This window comes from Pseudomonas sp. SJZ131 (genome assembly GCF_007828705.1).
Classification (GTDB): domain Bacteria; phylum Pseudomonadota; class Gammaproteobacteria; order Pseudomonadales; family Pseudomonadaceae; genus Aquipseudomonas; species Aquipseudomonas prosekii.
In genome coordinates this window covers 51359-72658 of the sequence record NZ_VIVC01000001.1, presented here as the reverse complement: position 1 = coordinate 72658, position 21300 = coordinate 51359, and the positions used below count along the sequence as shown (strand labels likewise).

The following is a 21300-nucleotide window of genomic DNA, read 5'->3' as shown; positions in this document are numbered from 1 at the left end:
AAGGCCAATGACGCGAAGATCGCACATTGCGCACAGTGTAGGAGGAATTGATCACCTGCGAACAACCCTAACCACTGTGGGAGCGAGCTTGCTCGCGATAGGGGTAGAACAGACACTTGTGCAGTGAATGTCAGACCGATATCGCGAGCGAGCTCGCTCCCACAGGGGATTGCGGTGTGGCTTTGGTTACTGGCTCATACGGCCGAATTGGCCGGAATGGAAATCGGCGAAGGCCTGGTGGATTTCCGCTTCGCTGTTCATCACGAACGGCCCGTGACCGACAATCGGCTCGTCAATCGGCTCGCCGCTGAGCAGCAACACCACGGCGTCGTTGTTCGCTTCCAGGCTCAGTTGCTCGCCGTCGCGCTCGAACAACGCCAATTGCCCTTCGCGCGCCAGTTCGCCGCCATTGATCTGCACCGTGCCGCGCAGCACCACCAGCGCGGTGTTGCGCCCTTCGTGCAAATCGAGGGTGAGCAACTTGCCGGCATTCAGGCGAATGTCCCAGACATCGATCGGAGTAAACGTGCGCGACGGCCCGGTTTGCCCATCGAACTCACCGGCGATCAGGCGCAGGCTGCCGGCCTGATCCTGGAGCGGGATGTTCGGAATGTCACGGTCGAGAATGGTCTGGTAACCGGCGTCAGCCATTTTGTCCTTGGCGGGCAGGTTGACCCACAGTTGGACCATTTCCATGTTGCCGCCGCGTTCGGCGAAGGCTTCGGAATGGAATTCCTCGTGGATGATGCCGGATGCGGCCGTCATCCATTGCACGTCGCCGGGACCGATTTTGCCGCCACCGCCGCTGGAGTCGCGGTGCTCGACTTCGCCGTCGTAGACGATGGTCACGGTTTCAAAGCCTCGATGCGGGTGCTGGCCAACGCCGCGACGTTCGCTGGTCGGGGTGAAGTGCGCAGGACCGGCGTGATCGAGCAGCAGGAACGGGCTGATGTGTTGGCCCATGGTGTCGTAGGAAAACAGCGTGCGAACGGGAAAACCGTCGCCGACCCAATGGGCGCGTGGACTGGTGTAGATACCGATGAGGTTTTTCATCGTGCCTCCGAAAAAGGTGGGTGACGCAATGAACCCAGCTTAAAACTGATCGTATTGGTGCGCTAGACGGTAATAACCCACCACAGCGTTCTATCAGTGGGACGATGGGTTGGCGGCAAGGCGTGAAATTGTCTTCGCGGGCAAGCCTCGCTCCTACGCGTTTGAGGGGTATTCATGACTTCGAGTAAACAGTGCTTTGTCCCATCGGCGGTTTTTCTCAAGGATGCGAGCGCGGATACTCGGGGGCATTCCCACTGCAACCCTGGAGTCATTGATGTCTATTCCCGCATTCGGTCTTGGTACGTTTCGCCTGCAAGGTCAGGTGGTCATCGATTCCGTCAGCGCCGGTCTTGAATTGGGCTACCGCGTCATCGATACCGCGCAAATCTACGACAACGAAGCCGACGTCGGCCAAGCCATTGCCGCCAGCGGCATCGCCCGCGAAGAACTGTTCATCACCAGCAAGATCTGGGTCGCCAACTTTGCCAAGGATCGCTTGATCGACAGCCTCAAAGAGAGCCTGCAGAAGTTGCAGACCGACTACCTCGACCTGACGCTGATTCACTGGCCATCGCCGGAAGACCAGGTGCCGGTCGAAGAATTCATGAGCGCCCTGCTTGAAGCGAAAAACCTCGGTCTGACCCGCCAGATCGGCGTGTCCAACTTCACCGTCGACCTGCTGAAACAGGCGATTGCCGTGGTCGGCGCTGAGAACATCGCGACCAATCAGATCGAGCTGCATCCGTACTTGCAGAACCGCACAGTGGTGGAATTTGCCCAGAGCCAAGGCATTCAGATCACGTCGTACATGACCCTGGCTTACGGCGAAGTGCTGAAGGACCCGGTCATCCAGCAGATCGCCGAACGCCTGCACGCCACTCCGGCGCAAGTCACGCTGGCCTGGGCCATGCAATCGGGGTACGCGGTGATTCCGTCCTCGACCAAACGCGCCAACCTGCAAAGCAACCTCAAGGCCTGCGAATTGACCTTGAGCGACGCCGACATGGCGCTGATCGCCAGTCTGGAGCGCGGCCATCGCTTGACCAGCCCGAAAGGCATCGCGCCGCACTGGGATTGATCGACAGCGTTAACCGAGGCTCTGATCGAGGCGCGTCATGCTCTGCTGCAAATGCTCGACCGCGTCATCGATCAGCGCCGCTTGACCATCGACGCAGGCCTGTTCCAGCAACTCGCAACCGTCGATCAGGCGTTGCGCCTGTACCATCCGCGCGCCGCCCTTGATGCGGTGCGCCAACTCTTCGAGCGCCGCACGGTTGTCCGCCGCGTGCGCCCGCAGCAAACGTTCGCGGTCCTCGCGATTGCTGATCGCCAGATCACGGCGCAACTGATTGATCAACGTGCGATCGCTGCCGACGTAGCGTTCCAGAGCGCTCAAATCGAACGCTGATTCCTCGCCGATCAAGCTTTGTTCCTGAGCAACGTCAGCGGCAAACCGCGCCGCCAGCCACGCGCTCAAATCCGCCAGGCGAATCGGCTTGAACAAGCAATCGTCCATCCCCGCCTCCAGGCAACGGAGCTTTTCCTCGGGTTGCGCATTCGCGGTAAACCCCAGAATCAGCGTCGGCGGCAAGCCCTGCGCCTGTTCTTCATCGCGGATAGCCATTGCCAGTTCATAGCCGCTCAGCACCGGCATGTTGCAGTCGGTGATCAGCACGTCGAGCGGTTGCTTGCGCCACTCCTGCAAACCCTGCTCGCCGTCCTCGGCTTCCAGCACCCGATGCCCCAGATAGCTCAACTGGCGCGCCAGCAACAGCCGATTCGGCGGGTAATCGTCGACCACCAGAATCGCCAGCGAACGACTGAATGCCGGCGATTCCACGGTCTGCACATCGCTGGGCAGCCGCGGCAACAAGGTCGGCAAATCCATGCTGACATCGACCGTGGTGCCGACGCCGAGCGCACTGTGCAACTGCAAGCGGCCACCCATCATTTCGCATAACGAACGGCTGATTACCAAGCCCAGCCCCGAGCCGTGGCGCGCCGATTGCGCACTGTTGCCGGCCTGCACAAACGGGCTGAACAAGCGCTGCTGATCGACCGCGCTGATACCGATGCCGCTGTCGGCAATGCTCACCGTCACCGCCAGATGGTTGAACGGCCCAGGCTTGACGCGCAGGGTCAGGCTGACCTCACCTTCACGAGTGAACTTCAGCGCGTTGTTCAACAGATTGGACAAAACTTGCTTGAAACGCAGCGGATCGACCAGCACATCGCAGTCGCTGTGAGCATCCAGATCAACCCGCCACTCCAGCTCTTGCTGACGGGCCAGGCCCTCAAACACCCGACACACTGATTGCGCCAGTTCGTGCAGGTTGGCGCGTTCCGGGGTCAGCGACAGATGCCCGGATTCGATGCGCGCGATGTCGAGAATATCGCCGATCAGCAACAGCAATTGCTGCGCCGAACTGGACGCCACTTCAATTGCCAGACGATCGGTAACGCCCTCCTCCGCGCGTTTCAGCGCCAGTTCGAGCATGCCGATCAAGGCGTTCATCGGCGTGCGGATTTCATGGCTCATGGTCGCAAGAAACGTGGTTTTCGCGCGGTTGGCGTCGTCCGCGACTTGCTTGGCGTCGTGCAATTGCTGCAACCATTGCTGGCGCTGGCGCAATTGTCGACGCTGCCGGGCGATCCAGATCACCGCCAACAAAAGTAAGGCACCGGCGACAGCGAAGCCCTGCAAAATGGCTTGGCGATGACGCAACCAATAACTGTCATCGACCGCCAGATCGCTGCTCCAGCGCGCGACCAGTTCGTTCATTTCCTGCGGCGAGATACTCAGCAACGCCTTGTTCAGGATCGAGCGCAATTCCAGTGCGCCGCGATCGGTAGCGAGGGCGATGTGCGCCGGTTCGTCGCCCACGGTGCTGCGGATGTGCAGCCGTTCGCGATACTGCCGGGCGATCAGGTAACGCGCGACGATCAACGAACTGACCGCCACATCCGCCTGGCCCTTGAGCACTGATTCCATGCCTTGCGCCGGGCTTTGCGCATCTACCAGACGCACGCCCGGGACGTGATTTCGAATAAACCCGGACAACGGGTGGCCACGGTAAATCGCCACGCGTTTGCCCGCCAGATCGTCGAGGGTTTGCGGGCTGCCGGGCGCCGTGGCACTGACCAGCACAAACGGATTTTTCAGATACGCGCGGGTGAAGCGCAACTCGGCCTCGCGTTCGACGCTGGGCGTGATCACCGGCAGCAGGTCGATTTCGCCAGCCTTGAGTTGCTCGACTTGCCGGTCGAGAGAATTGCCGCGCAACACTTTGAAGGTCAGGCCGCTGCGCTGGCTGATCAACGTTAGCAACTGTGCGGTCAGACCGCTGAAACGGCCTTGGGCGTCGAAAAATGTCAGCGGTGCGAAGTCTTCGATGGCACCGACGGTGAGTAGCGGATGCTCAGCCAGCCAGCGCTGTTCGCTGGCGCTCAATTGCACACTTTGCTGCCCGGAATGGCTGACCCGGCCGGCGCTCCAGCGCTGCTCGATGGCCGCGCGCTGATCCGGCGGAATCGCCGCCAGCGCGCGGTCGACAATCGCCGTCAACCGGGCATTGCTGCGGGCCAGCGCGAAGCCGAACGGGTTGGCCTCCAGAGTGGAAGGCCCGGCCACAGTCACGTTGTTCAGGTAGTTATTGTTGATCAGGTATTTGGCGCTGATGAGGTCTCCGAGGTAGACGTCATCCTGGCCGAACGCGACCGCACCGAGCGCTTCGAGTGTCGAGGGATAAAGGTGCACGCTCGCCTTGGGATACAACGCCGTGACACTCGCCATCGGCAGATAGTCATCGACCATCGCGATGCGTATGCCGACAAGGTCGTCGGGCAAGCGCTCATCGAGCCGTGTCACCAGCATCGGCTGGTCTTCGGCGTAGGCGCGCGAACGGGTCAATTGACGGTCAGCGGCCTCGAAATTGTTCGAGGTGCCGAGCAGGTCCAGCTCATCGTGCTTGAGCGCCTGCATGGCCGCCTGACGATTGGCGTAACGCCGAACCTGGATTTTTACGTGGAGCAGCTGCCCGAGCAGATCGGCGTAATCGGCGGTAATGCCTTCCAGTTCATCGGGGTTGCGCGTGACCTCGAACGGTGGGTAATCGGGGCCCGACACGCCCAGTCGCAGCACCCGTTTATCGCGCAGCCATTGCCACTCGGCTTCGCTCAATTGCACCTGATAACCGTCGACGGTCGAACGCCCGAGCACGTGCTGGATTTTTGGCTCGTGCAGTTGCTGCTCCGATGCCTGAGCCCCCGCATGGAGCAGGAGCATGAGCAGGAACAAAACCAGGAACAGGCCGACACTCAGGTTCTGGCGCATTCAGATCAGGTGGTTGCGTTTGGCAAATTCGCGCAGGTGCACTGCCGAACTGACCCGAAGTTTTTCGATCAATCGCGTTTTGTAGGTGCTCACCGTCTTATGGCTCAAGTGCATCACCTCGGCAATTGCCTTGTTACTCAACCCGCGCGCCAAATGCTGACAGATCGTCAGTTCGCGATTGGACAGTGAGTCGATCATGTAAGTCTCGCTGTGCTGCACATTGTTCAACGATGCCGACGGCAATCGGGCGAAGTAGGTGTAGCCGGCCATGACCGCCTGCACTGCTTTGTGCAATTGGCTGAGGTCGTTGGTTTTCGACACATAGGCCAACGCGCCTGCGCGCATGCAGCGCTCCTGAAAGTGCTGCGGGTCCAGCGATGAAAACGTCAGCACCCGACACGACAGCTCACCAGTCTTGATCCGTTCCAGCACATCCAGGCCATCAAGCGACGGCATGACCAGGTCGAGCACCAACAGATCAGGCGAATGTTCGCGCAGCAACGACATGACTTCGTTACCGCTGGAAGCCTCATGGATTTTTTTGAAACCTTCCTGCTCAAGCACGATTTTGACTGCGGCCCGTACAACCGGATGATCATCCACAATCAGTGCAGACTTCATGGCAACTCCCTAGACGTGACAATTGCCCAACGCGGATACCCGGGACCGGCCCGGCCACACGCATTGACTGCGCGATGACTTTTGCATGGGTGAAAAGGCAAAACTACCTGTCAGATCTGACAGTTCCGACGAACGGCAAGGCGCATTTGGGATTTGTACAGTTCGGTGAGCCAGGGTTGATCAGCGTCTTTGAACGGAGGATCGATGGCCGTCATTAACCGCTGGATGCCGACCTGATCAGGCAGGAATGCGTGGCTGACCTGGACTCTCCCCTGCCCCGCGACAGGCATTGGCGAGCGCCGCGCCTGGGCGTTGTAGACCAGCGCGTGACGTACTTGCGGGTTGTCGAGGAGAAATCCGTGCAGGCCCAACGTTTCGCCAGCCATCGAGGCATTGATCACCACCAGATCGAACGGCTCGCTGCCGTATTCGACCACCGTCAGCATTTCCCCCAGGCTTTGCACCGGGGCCACACGGTAATAACCCAGCACATTGAACAGCCGCTCGATTTTCATCCGATGGAAATGTTGCTCGTCGGCAATCAGGATTCTTAAGGCTTTGTTCGGCATCGTTGGCCTCGGGGAAGCGGCAATTTTGTGAGGACGCAAGGCTACGGAACACTTGACGCTTGTTCTGTAGGACTTTTCCTAAAATAGGCGTCTCACTTCGACCAGGACGCTCTGCGTCACCTGCACAGCGCAATGCGCAGCGTCCCCGGTGGCGCTCCCGCCCGTTGCCAGCCGAACCGGGCAATCCGCTGAGTACCTACTGTGGGTCTGCGCTAATGGAGGAAAACGGGCGAGGCTTACGCCGCGATTTTCGCGGAGTAGATGCTGTATGGCGGGGGGCTGGGGGGAATTCTAGGGTTTTGCAGGAGGGGTTCAGGATGATCGTTCCCACGCGCGTGGGAACGATCAGGATTGGGTGTCAGCTGGCAGTCGCCAATAACAGATCCTGCACCGAGCGCACCTTGCCGCGGGATTTGTCGTGCTCATACAGCGAGCCGGCGATTTCATCGGCGCGAATCGGCAGGATCGACAGCAAGGTGTCGCTCAGGCCATGGCTAGCCTGGCAGAAGCCCTGCATGTAAATGCCAGCCTTGCAGCGCTCGTCGGTGATCAGCTTGTAGTTGCGATCAACTTCAAATTCACCCAGATATTCTTCCAGCGGCGCCAGCAGTTTGCGGTGCATCTGCCGCTCGTAACCGGTGGCCAGCACGACCGCGTCGTAATGCCGGACCGACACTTCACCCGTGGCGTTGTTGCGCACCGCCAACTCGATTCCGCGCTCGGTGGCGGTGGCTTTCTCGATAGTGGTCAAGGTGCGGAACGCGTGACGGGCAATCCCGGAAACCTTCTGCCGATAGAAGATGCCGTAGATGCGCTCGATCAGGTCAATGTCGACCACCGAATAGTTGGTGTTGTGGTACTCGTTGACCAGCCGCTCGCGCTCGCTATTGGCCTGCTGGAACACCAAGTCAGTGAATTCCGGCGAGAACACTTCGTTGACAAATGGGCTGTCATCGGCCGGTTTCAGCGCCGAGCCCCGCAGGATCATGTCCACTTGCACCGACGGGAAGCTGTCGTTCAGATCGATAAAGGCTTCCGCCGCGCTCTGCCCGCCGCCGATGATCGCAATGCTCATCGGCTGATTGTTCACGCACGGCTGCTTGGCCATTTGCGCCAGGTATTGCGAGTGGTGGAACACGCGGCTGTCATCCTTGAGTGCCTTGAACGCTTCAGGAATACGCGGCGTGCCACCGGCGCTGACCACCACCGAACGGGTGGTGCGCACGTGTTGCTGGCCTTGGGTATCGCGCGAAATCACGCGCAGCGCTTCGACCTGCTGGTTGTGCAGCACCGGCTCGATGGTCAGCACTTCTTCGCCGTAACGACTCTGCGCTTCAAACTGGCCGGCGACCCAGCGCAGGTAGTCGTTGTACTCCATGCGGCACGGATAAAAAGTGCCGAGGTTGATGAAGTCCACCAGGCGCCCGTGGTGCTTGAGGTAATTGACGAACGAATACGGGCTGGTCGGGTTGCGCAGGGTCACTAGGTCCTTAAGGAAGGAAATCTGCAACTCGCTCTGCGTCACCAGGGTGTTGCCGTGCCAGCGGTAGTCGGCCTGCTTGTCGAGAAACAGCACATCCAGCTCACCCTGAATCGGCCCGCGCTCTTGCAGGGCGATGGCCAGCGCCAGGTTCGATGGGCCGAAGCCGATGCCGATCAGGTCGTGAACGATGGGCGATGCAATTGCCTGTGTCATTTCCAGTGTCCTCTGGATGAACCCCTCAACAAGGGGAGGAAGCCTATGTGACCCGGTCGGCTTTGAGCAGCGCGGCAAGTCGTCTGTTGATTAGGAACGAGGACAATGAAAAAAAATTTAGCGAGAAGAGATCAGTGGGCGTCCCACTGCTTGATGCGCACGCGGCAATGTTTCATGGCGTTGACGATGTGTTTTTCGACCAGTGCGCGGGAAATCCCCAGGTGCTCGGCAATCTCCGGGTGCGACAAGCCTTCGATCTTGCGCAGCAAAAAGCTTTCGCGGCACAGCTGCGGCAATTCCGCCAAGGCGCGCTGCAACATGGCCAGGCGCTGACCGTGATCGAGACTGGTGTGCGGCGACGGGGTGAAATAGCGCTCTTCGGTGTCGAGTACGTCGAGCGATTCGAGTTGGCGCAGCGAGTTGCGCCGATGATCGTCGATCACCAGATTCAGCGCAGTGCGATAAAGGAAGGCCCGGGGCTGCTCGATCGGCGTTTCGCTGGAACGTTCCAGCACCCGGACATAGGCGTCATGCACCACATCTTCGGCAACCTGACGGTTGCCCAGCTTGGCGTTCAGGAAACACACCAGCTCGCGATAGTAGTTTTCCAACATGACTCCCGGCCGCACGGGGTGCGGTTTTCTGTCCTTGAGCCACATTTTCGCCAGCCAGAACAGGCAGTGGCACGATAGTGGCAGTTCGAGGTGCGTAATTTATAGTAATTCTCATATAGATTTAAAGTGTTGTTTCGATTTGCCCGACAACTTGCCGCAAACCACTGGGCGCGGGCAACGCTAAATTTGTCGCTGCTTTCATCGTTTACAGGACAGCTCCCCGTCTCTGTCGCCCTGCGGCAGCGCGCAGCTGTCGCCTGATTCTGTGCGTCATCTGCGCGACGGGCCGATTTCCATTGGCCGGAACCCTGCATGAAACGTCCCCGCACCGCACGACGCGCCTTGCTTGTTGCACTGTGTCTGATCCCCGTCATTGCCGTTGCCGCGTGGCAGATTCTGCCGCCGGGGCGTGATCAATTTGCCACGGTGCAAGTCAGTCGCGGCGATATAGAAAGCAGCGTCACGGCGCTCGGCACCTTGCAACCGCGGCGTTATGTCGATGTCGGCGCCCAGGCGTCGGGGCAGATCCAGAAGATTCATGTGGAAGTCGGCGACGTGGTCAAGGAAGGCGACCTGCTGGTGGAAATCGACCCGTCCACCCAACAGGCCAAACTCGACGCCGGACGCTTCTCCATCGATAACCTCAAAGCGCAGCTGCAAGAGCAGAAGGCTCAGCACGAACTCGCCCGGCAGAAATTCCAGCGTCAGCAAAACCTCGCGGCCGGCGGCGCCACCCGCGCCGAAGACGTGCAAACCGCTCAGGCCGAATTGCGCGCGACGCAGGCGCGGGTCGACATGTTTCAGGCGCAGATTCGCCAAGCGCAGGCCAGTTTGCGCAGCGATCAGGCCGAACTCGGCTACACGCGCATTTATGCGCCCATGAGCGGCACCGTGGTCGCGCTCGATGCCCGCGAAGGCCAGACGCTGAATGCGCAGCAGCAAACTCCGCTGATTCTGCGCATCGCCAAACTGTCGCCGATGACCGTCTGGGCCGAGGTCTCCGAGGCGGATATCGGCCACGTCAAACCGGGCATGAACGCGTGGTTCACCACCCTCAGCGGCGGCAACCGGCGCTGGAACAGCACGGTGCGGCAGATTCTGCCGATCCCGCCGAAACCGCTCGACCAGACCAGCCAGGGCGGCGGCAGCCCGGCCAGTTCGAGTAAAAGCGGCACGGGCCGCGTGGTTTTGTACACGGTGTTGCTCGACGTCGATAACGCCGACAACGCCCTGATGGCAGAAATGACCACGCAAATATTCTTCGTCGCCGACCAGGCAAAAAATGTCCTCACCGCGCCGATTGCCGCGTTACAGGCCAGCGCACAGACCAGTTCCCAAACCAACATCCAGACCGCACAAGTGGTCGCGAAAAACGGCGCGATTCAACCCCGACAAGTGCGCACCGGCATCAGCGATCGGCTGAAAGTGCAGATTGTCGATGGTCTCGAAGAAGGCGATCACCTGTTGATCGGCCCAGCTGACGGGAGTGGCGGCTGAATGCAGACGCCACTGATCGACCTGCAGGACATCCGCAAAGCCTACGGCGGCGGCGATTCACCCGAAGTTCACGTATTGCGCGGCATCGATTTGGCGATTCATGCCGGCGAGTTCGTGGCAATTGTCGGCGCTTCCGGCTCGGGCAAATCGACCCTGATGAACATCCTCGGCTGCCTCGACCGCCCGACCTCCGGCGAGTATCGCTTCGCCGGGGAAAACGTCGCCGGGCTCGACAGTGATGAACTGGCGTGGCTGCGCCGCGAAGCGTTCGGGTTTGTGTTCCAGGGTTATCACTTGATCCCCTCGGGCTCGGCCCAGGAAAACGTCGAGATGCCGGCGATCTACGCCGGTTTGCCCGCCGCCGAGCGTCACGCTCGTGCCGCCGCCCTGCTTGACCGCCTCGGCCTCGCGTCGCGCACCGGCAACCGTCCGCACCAATTGTCCGGCGGCCAGCAGCAACGGGTGTCGATTGCTCGCGCGTTGATGAACGGCGGCCACATTATTCTCGCCGACGAACCGACCGGTGCCCTCGACAGCCACAGCGGCGCCGAAGTGATGGTTTTGCTCGACGAACTGGCGAGCCAGGGCCACGTGGTGATCCTGATCACCCACGACCGCGAAGTCGCGGCGCGGGCCAAACGCATCATCGAAATCCGCGACGGCCTGATCATCAGCGACAGCGCCCGCGACGACCCTGCGGCGCAGACTTCGGCCAACCCCGGCGCGCTGCAAGCGGTGGATTTGCGCAAGCGCCTGAGCGCAGGCGCCGAAGCCACGGGCGCCTGGAAAGGCGAATTGGTGGATGCCGTGCAAGCGGCGTGGCGGGTGATGTGGATCAACCGGTTCCGCACCGCCCTGACGTTGCTCGGGATCATCATCGGCGTGGCGTCGGTGGTGGTGATGCTGGCGGTCGGCGAAGGCAGCAAGCGCCAGGTCATGGCGCAAATGGGCGCGTTCGGTTCGAACATCATTTACCTGAACGGCTCGGCACCCAACCCGCGCACGCCGCCCGGCGTGGTCAGCCTCGACGACGTTGCCGCGCTGACCAGCCTGCCGCAGGTGCGGCGGATCATGCCGGTCAACGGCGCCGAAGCGGGCGTGCGCTTCGGCAACGTCGACCATATGAGTTACGTCGGCGGCAATGACACCAACTTCCCGGAGATCTTCAATTGGCCGGTGGTTCAGGGCAGCTATTTCACCGACGCCGACGAACGCAACGCCGCCGCCGTCGCGGTGATCGGACACAAGGTCCGGACCAAATTGCTGAAAGATGTGGCTAACCCGATCGGCCAATACATCCTGATCGAAAACGTGCCGTTCCAAGTGGTCGGAGTGCTCGCGGAGAAAGGCGCCAGCTCCGGCGATTCCGACAGCGACAACCGCATCGCCATTCCCTATTCAGCGGCCAGCGTGCGCCTGTTCGGCACGCACGATCCGGAATACGTGGTGATTGCCGCCGCCGACGCGCGCAAGGTCAAGGAAGCGGAAACCGCGATCAAACAATTGATGCTGCAACTGCACAACGGCAAGCAGGATTTCGAACTGACCAACAACGCCGCGATGATTCAGGCCGAAGCGCGCACGCAGAATACCTTATCGCTGATGCTCGGCTCGATTGCCGCGATTTCGCTGCTGGTGGGCGGCATTGGCGTGATGAACATCATGCTCATGACCGTGCGCGAACGTACCCGCGAAATCGGCATTCGCATGGCCACCGGCGCCCGTCAGCGCGACATCCTGCGGCAGTTTCTGACTGAAGCGGTGATGCTTTCGGTGGTCGGCGGTTTGGCCGGGATTGCCTTGGCGTTGATCGTCGGCGGCGTGCTGGTGCTCAGCGAAGTCGCCGTGGCGTTTTCTTTGATGGCGGTGTTTGGCGCCTTCGGTTGCGCGCTGGTGACCGGCGTTGTTTTCGGCTTCATGCCTGCCCGCAAAGCTGCCCGGCTCGACCCGGTCACGGCCCTTACCAGTGAATGATCGATCTATGAAAGCGCAACTCAGTCTCTTGACCCTTTGCCTGCTGCTCGGCGCGTGCGCCGGCCCTGCCCCGCGCCCGGACAGCGGCCTGACGCCGCCCGTTGCATGGCAATCGCCGCACAGCCAAAGCACCGCGCAAAGCAATAGGCAATGGTGGACACAATTCGCCAGCCCGCAGCTCAATCGGCTGATCGAACAGGCGCAAGTCGGCAGTTTTGACCTGGCGGCAGCGGTCGCTCGGGTGCGTCAGGCGCAGGCGAGCACGGTGATTGCCGGGGGTTCGCAGTTGCCGGAAATCAAGGCCGGGACCAATGCCAATCGGCAGAAACTGTTACGCGGCAATGGCTACAGCCAGCTCGATGTCGACAACAACGACAAGGCCGTCGATTACTTTGATGCCAACCTCAGCGCCAGTTACGAGATCGACTTCTGGGGCGGCCAGCGCGCCTCACGCGACAGCGCGCAATTCGCGCTGAAGGCCAGTGAATTTGATCAGGCGACGGTGGAGCTGACGTTGCTCAGCGGCGTCGCCAACAGCTATGCGCAAGCGTTGTCGTTGCGCGAGCAAAAACGCATTGCCGAACTCAATCTGGCCAACGCCCAGAGCGTTTTGCAGCTGGTGCAAACGCGCTTTGATTCGGGCTCTGCCACGGCACTGGAACTGGCGCAGCAGAAAAGCCTGGTTGCGGCGCAGCAGCGGCAACTGCCAACGGTGCAGCAACAGGCCCAGGACGCGCTGATCAGCCTCGCCGCCCTGCTTGGCCGCCCGGTGCAGGAGTTGCCGCCGATCGATGAATCTTTCGATCAACTGCAATGGCCGGTGATCGGCACCGGCGTGCCCAGTGAGTTGCTCAGTCGGCGCCCCGACATTGCCCGCGCCGAGGCGCAACTGGCCGCCGCGCAAGCTGACGTCACGGTTGCCCGCGCGGCGATGCTGCCGGCGGTGACCCTCGGCGCCAGTCTCGGTTCGGGGTCGAATATCGCCGCCGAGCTTTTGCGCAGCCCGTTCTACAACCTCACTGCCGGGCTGGCGGCGCCCATCTTCAACAACGGCCGCCTCGGCGCCGAACGCGACAAAGCCACGGCGCGTCAGCAAGAGCTGCTGGAAACCTATCGCGGAGCAATCATCAATGGCTTCGCCGACGTCGAAAAAGCCCTGAACAGCATTGATGGGCTGGACCAACAACGGCAGTGGCAGAGTGAAGAACTGAATCAGGCGCAGACTGCCTTCAACATCGCGCAGAACCGCTATCAGGCCGGAGCCGAGGATTTGCTGACGGTGCTTGAGACACAACGCACGCTGTACGCCGCGCAGGATATGAATGCGCAATTGCGGCTGTCGCGGCTGCAAGCAAGCATCGCACTGTACAAGGCACTCGGCGGCGGCTGGCAGGCGTTGTAACGCCAAGGACGCCATCGCGAGCAGGCTCACTCCCACATTTGGACTTATGGTGAGACGGATCTCAGACCTGCCGTTGCCGTACTTTCAGATGACGCGCATACCACGGGCGTTGCGGTACGCGGCGGAACAGGCTGGCGAGTTTTTTGTCGTCTTCGCTGAAGGTGATGCGCAGTGCGAGCTTCATGGTTTCCGGGTCCATTTCCACGCTCTTGCCGGCCTGCAACCCCGGCGTGGTGCTACAGCCGTGAGTGCTTGGGCCGAGCCACGGGTCGTCGATTTCAACGAAACGGCCCGGCGCGAACCACGGCACACCATTGACCTCAAGCCGCGTGACCTCGCCCGGATGGAAGCGCTCGTGCGCGCGGAACCAGTCTTCCAGTCGATCATCGATCCAGCCGTGGAAGTGCCAGAACACCGGGTTCACGTGGGAAGAAAACGGGTCGCCAAGAAAATCGTTTTCCGCCCCGAACCAGCGCGCGGAAAAGTCCGATGGATCCCTGGCGAACGGCACCGGTTGCCCATTCGACGGATCGCGCGGCACCGACGCCCAGCGCATGTGCAGCCAGTCGTGCAGGCCCAGTTCGACCTCCGAACCGAACTGCCCCAACGTCAACTTCGACAGATAACGCGGATCGCGGTACTGCGATTCCCAGACCTGAAAGTTGCTGTGATAGGTCTCGGCGGTCTTGATGTCACTGACCCACTGGGTGTAATCGGCGTCCTCGCTGGCCAGCCAGGTCGGCGGCAGCGAGGCGCCGTCGTGGTTATCGAAATAACGTGCGAAGCCCTGACGGTCGCGCTCCAGTTCCGGTTGCGGCATCGGGAAACTCGGCCAGGACGGCAAGTCCTGCATCGAGCGCGCGGTGCCGAGCATGTGGCGGTGCATGAAGAAAAAATCCACCCCGGAGCCATTGCGATCCTTGCGCGGGCCGCGGGCATCGCGCTCCTTGTCGCGCGGGCCGGGTTGCCAGCCAATGCCGCGCAACGCCCCGCGCTTGTCTTCGGAAAGCGTGTGCCATTTGTCCCGCGAGGCGTGCCACAACTGGTGGAACAAACGATGTTCCGGCGACGTCAGCCACGCCAGCAATGTCGGATTGAGGCCGGTGCGTTCGCGCGCTTCAGGGAACAGGCATTTGTGCGCGACAAACTGGCTGTCCAGCGCCGGTAAACCGAGCGGCCGGTCCAACCGCATCAGGCGACCGCTGAGGGTGCCGCTGCCGGCGTTGCCGAAATCTGCCCAGACTTCGTCAAGGGTAACCGCCAATTCATACGCAGCGGCGCCGTTGGCCGATTGGGTATCGACCAGGCGCCAGTACATCTCGCCGGGTTTGCTCGACACCAGATCACCAATCACCCGATAACGCGGTTCACCGTCGCTGCGTAACTGCTGCGCGGTGTCCACGCAGCCGCGCAAACCCCGGCCACGCTGGGCAATGTCGAGAAACAGCTGCAAGCCCTGCAACGGCAACCCGTCGAGCCCCGGCTGCGCGCCGTCAAACCGGATATCCCAGACCCCGCGCAGCGAGTTCGCCAAGTGCTGGCCGGCAGTATCCGCGAGATCGACAGTCGCCTCACCGGGGGTGATCGTCGGGTCCGGTCTGGTCCATTCGCGATGCCCATAATAAGCCGCAGGCACGGCGGCGCCGGTCAGCGCCAGGCCCGCCATGAACCATCGTCGAGAAATCGTCATTGCCCTACCTGTGTCAGCCATGAAGCAGGCTTTATCCAAGCTAGAACGTTCAACCGCAGGACAAATTTAAGCGCTTGACTGTAACCGCGAGACTCGCCCGCGAAGAGGCCCGAACAAACACCTAAATTCTTGCCCCAGCCACTCGTTCATCCCAGATAGCAAAGGCCCCTGCGTTGGCAGCGGGGCGGCGAACCTGACTGAGACGGCAATGACAAAACCACGTTCGAAAAAGGCTCTTTACATCGGCCTGCCGCTGGCCCTGGCGATCAGCGCAGGCGCCGGTTTTGCGGTTTGGAATCACTGGTTCAAGGACAACCCCGGCTACCCGGTCAAGGTAATGAAACAGGCCGACGAGCTGCACGAACGCATGTTGTCCTTCGACAGCCACATCAGCCTGATGCAGAACTTTGGCACCCAAGGCAACGAGGCCGACAAGGATGGCGAAGGTCAGTTCGACCTGGTCAAAGCCAATCGCGGCCACCTCTCCGGCGCCGCCCTGACGATTTTCGGCTGGCCGGAAATGTGGAACGGCCCGAACGCGCCGCACAAACCCACCGCCGGGTTTGTCGAGGAGGCCCGCAACCAGCAGGAAATCCGCTACAAAATCATCACCGGCATGGTTCGCGATTTCCCCAATCAGGTCGCCATCGCCTACACCCCCGACGATTTCCGGCGCTTGCACGGCGAAGGCAAGTTCGCGATTTTCATCAGCATGCTCAACGCCTACCCGCTGGGCCACGACCTGAACCTGCTGGACCTTTGGACGGCGCGCGGCATGCGCATGTTCGGCTTCAGCTACATCGGCAACAACGACTGGGCCGACTCGTCGCGTCCGCTGCCGTTTCTCAACGATTCGCCAGACGCGCTCGACGGCCTCTCGGATCTGGGCAAACAAGCGGTCAAGCGCCTGAATGACCTCGGGGTGATCATCGATGTTTCGCAAATGTCGACCAAGGCCCTGGAGCAAGTCGCGCAACTGAGCCGCACGCCGCTGGTGGCCTCGCACTCGGCACCGCGGGCGATGGTGGATATTCCGCGCAACCTCAGCGACAAAGAATTGCAACTGATCAAGCACAGCGGCGGCGTGGTGCAGATTGTCGGTTTTTCGCAATACCTGAAACCGCTGACCCAACCCACCCAGGACAAACTCAACGACCTGCGCAAACGCTTCGACCTGCCGCCGCTGCCGAACCTGGCGATGGCGCTGATGCCCGGTGACCCGATCATCTCGGCGTGGTCCGAGCAAAAGTTCGGTCAGTACGCCAGTGGCCTCTACGCGATTCTGGAGGAAGAACCCAAGGCCAGCCTCAAAGACCTCGGCGATGCGATTGAATACACCGTGCGCAAGATCGGCATCGATCACGTCGGCATCAGCTCTGACTTCAACGAGGGCGGCGGGATCAAGGGCTGGGAAAACGTCAGCGAGATTCGCAACGTGACCGCCGAACTGCTGTCGCGCGGCTATTCCGAAGCGGACATCGCCAAGCTTTGGGGCGGCAACTTCCTGCGTGTCTGGGACCAGGTGCAAAAAGCCGCCAGACCGGTGCAAATCTCGCAGCAGGACCAGAGCAAGCCATGAGTGATCGTCGAACTTTTTTGAAACAGGCCGGCATCCTCGCCGCCGGCCTGCCTTTGACTGCCGGCCTGCACCGCAGCGCCAATGCAGCCCCCGCCAATAACGCGCACGACGCCATGCCGGCGCCGCTGCCCCGGGACAAATGGGCGCAGTTGCGCCAGTTGTTCGACCAGGATCCGGACTACCTGCACTTCTCCAATTTCCTCATCACCTCGCACCCCAAACCGGTGCGCGAGGCCATCGAAATGCACCGCGCAGCCCTCGATAAAAACCCCGGACTGGCGATGGATTGGGACTTGGGGGTGATCGAGCAACGCGAAGAAGACGTGCGCGTGTGGGCCGGTCGCTACTTGCAGGCCGACGCCAAACAGATCGCGCTGACCGGCAGCACCACCGAAGGCCTGGCGATGATTTATGGCGGCGTGCACGTGCGCCCGGACCAGGAAATCCTCACCAGCGTCCACGAACACTACGCCACGCACACCATCCTCGCCCTGCGCACCCAGCGTGACGGGACCAAGGTGCGCAAGATCAAACTGTTCGAAAACCCGCAGACCGTCAGCAAGGAAGAAATCCTCGCGGCTATCGACCGCAGCATCAAACCCGAAACGCGGGTGCTGGGCATGACGTGGGTGCAATCGGGCAGCGGCGTGAAAACCCCGATCGCCGAGATCGGCGCACTGGTGGACAAGCACAACCGTGGCCGCAGCGATCAGGACCGGATCATTTATCTGGTGGACGGCGTGCATGGTTTTGGCGTCGAGGACCTGAGTTTCCCGGCCATGAACTGCGACTTCTTTATCGCTGGCACGCACAAATGGATGTTCGGCCCGCGCGGTACCGGCATCGTTTGCAGCCGCAGCGCCGAGGTCAAATACGTCACGCCGATCATTCCGACCTTCTCCGAAGCCACGGCGTTTTCCACCACCATGACGCCCGGCGGTTATCACTCGTTCGAGCACCGCTGGGCGCTGAATGAGGCGTTCAAATTGCATCTGCAATTGGGCAAGGCTGACGTGCAGGCGCGCATCCACGCACTCAACGACTACATGAAAAAACGCCTGCTGGCGCACCCGCAGATCGAGCTGGTCACGCCGCTGAGCCGCGAGCTGTCGTCAGGTTTCAGTTTCTTCCGGGTCAAGGGCAAGGACGCCGACAAGATCGCCGCTTACCTGATGCACAACCGCGTGGTCGCCGATGCGGTGGACCGCGACGTCGGGCCGGTGATCCGCACCGCTCCGGGGCTGCTGAATACCGAAGCCGAGATCGACCGCTTCATGATCCTGCTCGGCACCCAGCTCGGGTAAACATGCGCCAGCAAACCCAACCCAACCCAACCCCTGTGGGAGCGAGCTTGTGTGGCGAGGGGGCTTGCCCCCGTTGGAGCGCGAAGCGTTCCCAAAACCCAAGACTGCGGTGCATCAGGCATACCGCATGCGATGGTTTTGCGACTGCTGCGCAGCCGAACGGGGGCAAGCCCCCTCGCCACACAAGCCCGCTGCCACAGGGATGTAAGACACACCGGCGGTGCCAGCCCCACCCGACTCCTTTTACCTTTGCCTTTTATCTTTGTATCGAGAGAGATGATGAACAGTGAGCTGCGTAGTTTTTCCCTGAAGACGCTCCCCGCACTGGCCTTCGCCGCCGTCGTCGCCAGCCTGCTGCCGGGCGTCGCCCAGGCCGCTGAACCGGCGCAACCGGGCAAGGTGTTCAAGGATTGCAAGGACTGCCCGGAAATGGTCGTGCTGCCCACGGGCACCTTCACCATGGGCACGCCGGACAACGAAGTCGGACGCGAGCCGGATGAAGGTCCGTTGCACCCGGTGACCTTCGCCAAACCGCTGGCCATCAGCCGCTTCCAGGTGTTGGCCGGCGAGTGGGACGCCTATTTGCGCGATACCGGTTACGTGATGCCCGATGGCGATACGCGCCCCGGCCGCGAGTGCAAGGCTGGCGTGCCGCGTTACGAGCGCACGGCCAAACATCCAGCGGTGTGCATGGACTTCCCCGAGGCCAACGCCTACGTGGAATGGCTGTCGAAAAAATCCGGCAAAACCTACCGACTGGTCAGCGAATCCCTGCGCGAGTACGCCGCGCGTGCCGGCAGCAGCGGGCCGTTCCCCTTCCCGTTCGATGAAGGCAAGGAATACAGCATCGCCAAACACGCCAACACCTACGGCGCCGCCGACGGCTACAACTTCACCGCGCCGGCCGGCAGCTTCCCGGCCAACGCGTTCGGCGTGTACGACATGCACGGCAACATCTATGAATGGACCGCCGATTGCTACAACGAAAACTACGTTGGCGCTCCGAGCGACGGCAGTGCCTGGCTGACCGGCGACTGCAAAGTGCGGCGCATCCGTGGCAATGACTGGGGCGAAGCGCCGGTGTTCTCGCGTTCGGGCAACCGCAACGCGACCTACACCGACACCCGCGGCGACTGGATCGGCTTTCGCGTCGCTCGGGATCTGTGAGGCTCCCACCTCCTGTCGCATGACCTGCAACAAACCCGTGCGCGGCTAAATCGCCGCCCACGGGTTTCGTCTTTCAAGCAGCCAAACTCTTGAACCATTGCCCATTGCGGCCCTTGAAGCGGAAAACTTCCATGACCTCAAAATCGCGCGGAGCCTTCAGTGAAGTCCTCGGCCTGCTCAAGCCTTTCCGGGTCATCGTTGTCGTGTCGATCCTGCTCGGCATGCTCGGTGGCCTGAGCATCACCGCGTTGCTGGCGGCCATCAATGACGCGCTGAACGCCGCCACCAGCCCGTCGCCGCGCGCCTTGGCGGTGTTTGTCGGGCTGTGCGTGGTCGCGTTGACCACGCAGATTCTGTCGGACATCGGCACCAACCACGTCGGCCAGTACATCATTGCCGGACTGCGAAAATCGCTGGGTGAAAAAGTCCTGCTGGCGCCGATCGAACAGATCGAACGCTTTCGCAGCTATCGACTGATTCCGGTGCTGACCCACGACGTCGACACCGTCAGCGATTTCGCTTTCTCGTTCGCGCCGCTGGCGATTGCGTTCACCGTGACCCTCGGCTGCCTGAGCTACCTGGCGTATTTGTCGCTGCCGATGTTTGCCTTGCTGCTGGTCGCGCTGACCATCGGCACCGCCCTGCAATACGTGGCGCGGGCCAAGGGCATCAAGGGTTTCCAGGCCGCTCGCGAAGCCGAGGACGAACTGCAAAAACACTACAGCGCGATTGCCGCCGGGGCCAAGGAACTGCGCATCCATCGTCCACGCCGCCAGCGCATGTTCAGCCAGCGCATCGAAGGCACCGCCGACTTCATCTGCAATACGCACATCCGCGCGGTCAACACTTTTGTCGTCGCGAAGACCCTCGGCTCGATGCTGTTTTTCGTGGTGATCGGTCTGGCGCTGGCCCTGCAATCGTTCTGGTTGGGCACTGACAAAGCCGTGCTCAGCGGTTTTGTGCTGGTGCTGTTGTACATGAAAGGCCCGATGGAATACCTGGTGACCACCCTGCCCGTGGTCAGCCGCGCCAACATCGCATTCAAGCGCATTGCCGACCTCGCCGAGCAGTTTTCGTCGCCGGAACCGCACTTGTTGCTCAGCGACAAAGACGCGGCCAAACCGCTGGTCGAACACTTGGAAATGCGCGACGTGCATTTTGCCTTTCCGGCGGTGGACGGCAGCACGCCGTTCGCCCTCGGCCCGGTCAACCTGTCGATTGCCCAAGGCGAGATTGTGTTCATCGTCGGCGAAAACGGCGGCGGCAAAACCACGCTGATCAAACTGCTGCTGGGGCTGTATGCGCCACAGGGCGGTGAAATCATCCTCAACGGCGAGCCGGTACTGGCGAAAAACCGCGACGATTATCGCCAGTTGTTCACCACGATTTTTGCCGATTACTACCTGTTCGATGAACTGGTGCAGGGCGATCAGAAAGTACCCGAAGACGCCAGCCGATACCTCGAACGCCTGGAAATCTCGCACAAGGTGAGCATCCGCGACGGCGCTTTCACCACCACCGACCTGTCGACCGGCCAGCGCAAACGCCTGGCGCTGTTGAACGCGTGGCTCGAAGAACGCCCGGTGCTGGTGTTCGACGAGTGGGCGGCCGACCAGGATCCGGTGTTCCGGCGCATTTTCTACACCGAGCTGCTGCCGGAACTGAAATACCTGGGCAAGACCATCATCGTCATTTCCCACGATGACCGTTACTTCGATGTCGCCGACCAGTTGGTGCGCATGGAGGGCGGACGGGTCGTCAGCGAAAAAGCCCCGTTGGCCACCGCTTGAGCCGCCCCACT

The 21300-nt window shown here is 61.3% G+C and carries 15 protein-coding genes; 8 read left to right on the top strand and 7 right to left on the bottom strand.

The features are described 5' to 3' along the window. Window positions 1-186 precede the first annotated feature (186 nt). Window positions 187-1053, bottom strand: coding sequence for a pirin family protein (locus FBY12_RS00175; protein ID WP_145249936.1), 867 nt, complete (start codon window positions 1051-1053; stop codon window positions 187-189). Between the two features lie 274 nt (window positions 1054-1327). On the opposite strand from FBY12_RS00175, the gene dkgB reads away from it, so the two are divergent. Beyond that, on the top strand, window positions 1328-2131 hold the full coding sequence (gene dkgB, locus FBY12_RS00170; protein ID WP_145249933.1) for a 2,5-didehydrogluconate reductase DkgB: 804 nt from the start codon (window positions 1328-1330) through the stop codon (window positions 2129-2131). A 9-nt stretch (window positions 2132-2140) separates the two neighbouring features. Here the strand turns inward: dkgB and FBY12_RS00165 are convergent, their stop codons facing one another. The 5 genes from FBY12_RS00165 to FBY12_RS00145 all read right to left on the bottom strand — a co-directional run bounded on the left by FBY12_RS00165 (window position 2141) and on the right by FBY12_RS00145 (window position 8886). After that, window positions 2141-5386 (bottom strand): transporter substrate-binding domain-containing protein, encoded by a 3246-nt coding sequence (locus FBY12_RS00165; protein ID WP_371927352.1) that lies wholly within the window; start codon window positions 5384-5386, stop codon window positions 2141-2143. Then, on the bottom strand, window positions 5387-6007 hold the full coding sequence (locus FBY12_RS00160; RefSeq protein WP_121732249.1) for a response regulator transcription factor: 621 nt from the start codon (window positions 6005-6007) through the stop codon (window positions 5387-5389). Between the two features lie 110 nt (window positions 6008-6117). Then, window positions 6118-6576 (bottom strand): response regulator, encoded by a 459-nt coding sequence (locus FBY12_RS00155; RefSeq protein ID WP_121732248.1) that lies wholly within the window; start codon window positions 6574-6576, stop codon window positions 6118-6120. Window positions 6577-6934: 358 nt separating this feature from the next. Continuing rightward, on the bottom strand, window positions 6935-8272 hold the full coding sequence (locus FBY12_RS00150) for a lysine N(6)-hydroxylase/L-ornithine N(5)-oxygenase family protein (protein WP_121732247.1): 1338 nt from the start codon (window positions 8270-8272) through the stop codon (window positions 6935-6937). Window positions 8273-8403: 131 nt separating this feature from the next. After that, a complete protein-coding gene (locus FBY12_RS00145) occupies window positions 8404-8886 on the bottom strand; it encodes a sigma-70 family RNA polymerase sigma factor (protein WP_121732246.1) in 483 nt (160 codons plus the stop codon). A gap of 312 nt (window positions 8887-9198) precedes the next feature. On the opposite strand from FBY12_RS00145, the gene FBY12_RS00140 reads away from it, so the two are divergent. The 3 genes from FBY12_RS00140 to FBY12_RS00130 are packed head-to-tail and all read left to right on the top strand — an operon-like array spanning window position 9199 to window position 13759. Further along, window positions 9199-10383 carry an efflux RND transporter periplasmic adaptor subunit gene (locus tag FBY12_RS00140; RefSeq protein WP_145249930.1) on the top strand — a complete coding sequence of 395 codons (1185 nt, stop codon included), beginning with the start codon at window positions 9199-9201 and terminating at the stop codon, window positions 10381-10383. Then, window positions 10384-12357, top strand: a complete 1974-nt coding sequence (locus FBY12_RS00135) for a MacB family efflux pump subunit (protein ID WP_145249927.1) — start codon at window positions 10384-10386, stop codon at window positions 12355-12357. Between the two features lie 7 nt (window positions 12358-12364). Continuing rightward, the gene (locus tag FBY12_RS00130) at window positions 12365-13759 is read left to right on the top strand and encodes an efflux transporter outer membrane subunit (RefSeq protein ID WP_145249924.1); all 1395 of its coding nucleotides are present in this window, start codon (window positions 12365-12367) and stop codon (window positions 13757-13759) included. Between the two features lie 61 nt (window positions 13760-13820). Here the strand turns inward: FBY12_RS00130 and FBY12_RS00125 are convergent, their stop codons facing one another. After that, window positions 13821-15449: a PvdJ/PvdD/PvdP-like protein gene (locus FBY12_RS00125; protein WP_145249921.1), complete on the bottom strand. Its 1629-nt coding sequence runs from the start codon at window positions 15447-15449 to the stop codon at window positions 13821-13823. A gap of 208 nt (window positions 15450-15657) precedes the next feature. Between FBY12_RS00125 and pvdM the strand changes: the two genes are divergently transcribed. The 4 genes from pvdM to FBY12_RS00105 all read left to right on the top strand — a co-directional run bounded on the left by pvdM (window position 15658) and on the right by FBY12_RS00105 (window position 21289). Continuing rightward, complete coding sequence (pvdM, locus tag FBY12_RS00120; RefSeq protein ID WP_145249918.1) at window positions 15658-17028, top strand: pyoverdine-tailoring dipeptidase-like protein PvdM; 1371 nt, start codon at window positions 15658-15660, stop codon at window positions 17026-17028. Then, the gene (locus tag FBY12_RS00115; RefSeq protein ID WP_145249915.1) at window positions 17025-18332 is read left to right on the top strand and encodes an aminotransferase class V-fold PLP-dependent enzyme; all 1308 of its coding nucleotides are present in this window, start codon (window positions 17025-17027) and stop codon (window positions 18330-18332) included. Before pvdM ends, FBY12_RS00115 begins: the two co-directional genes overlap by 4 nt. 279 nt (window positions 18333-18611) lie before the next feature. After that, window positions 18612-19499, top strand: coding sequence for a formylglycine-generating enzyme family protein (locus FBY12_RS00110; RefSeq protein WP_145249912.1), 888 nt, complete (start codon window positions 18612-18614; stop codon window positions 19497-19499). Between the two features lie 131 nt (window positions 19500-19630). Beyond that, complete coding sequence (locus FBY12_RS00105) at window positions 19631-21289, top strand: cyclic peptide export ABC transporter (RefSeq protein WP_145249908.1); 1659 nt, start codon at window positions 19631-19633, stop codon at window positions 21287-21289. Window positions 21290-21300: the final 11 nt, after the last annotated feature.

Coding starts and splice junctions, on each gene's coding strand:
- FBY12_RS00175 (WP_145249936.1), bottom strand. CDS start 1,053: ATGAAAAACCTCATCGGTATCTACACCAGTCCACGCGCCCATTGGGTC.
- dkgB (WP_145249933.1), top strand. CDS start 1,328: ATGTCTATTCCCGCATTCGGTCTTGGTACGTTTCGCCTGCAAGGTCAG.
- FBY12_RS00165 (WP_371927352.1), bottom strand. CDS start 5,386: ATGCGCCAGAACCTGAGTGTCGGCCTGTTCCTGGTTTTGTTCCTGCTC.
- FBY12_RS00160 (WP_121732249.1), bottom strand. CDS start 6,007: ATGAAGTCTGCACTGATTGTGGATGATCATCCGGTTGTACGGGCCGCA.
- FBY12_RS00155 (WP_121732248.1), bottom strand. CDS start 6,576: ATGCCGAACAAAGCCTTAAGAATCCTGATTGCCGACGAGCAACATTTC.
- FBY12_RS00150 (WP_121732247.1), bottom strand. CDS start 8,272: ATGACACAGGCAATTGCATCGCCCATCGTTCACGACCTGATCGGCATC.
- FBY12_RS00145 (WP_121732246.1), bottom strand. CDS start 8,886: ATGTTGGAAAACTACTATCGCGAGCTGGTGTGTTTCCTGAACGCCAAG.
- FBY12_RS00140 (WP_145249930.1), top strand. CDS start 9,199: ATGAAACGTCCCCGCACCGCACGACGCGCCTTGCTTGTTGCACTGTGT.
- FBY12_RS00135 (WP_145249927.1), top strand. CDS start 10,384: ATGCAGACGCCACTGATCGACCTGCAGGACATCCGCAAAGCCTACGGC.
- FBY12_RS00130 (WP_145249924.1), top strand. CDS start 12,365: ATGAAAGCGCAACTCAGTCTCTTGACCCTTTGCCTGCTGCTCGGCGCG.
- FBY12_RS00125 (WP_145249921.1), bottom strand. CDS start 15,449: ATGACGATTTCTCGACGATGGTTCATGGCGGGCCTGGCGCTGACCGGC.
- pvdM (WP_145249918.1), top strand. CDS start 15,658: ATGACAAAACCACGTTCGAAAAAGGCTCTTTACATCGGCCTGCCGCTG.
- FBY12_RS00115 (WP_145249915.1), top strand. CDS start 17,025: ATGAGTGATCGTCGAACTTTTTTGAAACAGGCCGGCATCCTCGCCGCC.
- FBY12_RS00110 (WP_145249912.1), top strand. CDS start 18,612: ATGAACAGTGAGCTGCGTAGTTTTTCCCTGAAGACGCTCCCCGCACTG.
- FBY12_RS00105 (WP_145249908.1), top strand. CDS start 19,631: ATGACCTCAAAATCGCGCGGAGCCTTCAGTGAAGTCCTCGGCCTGCTC.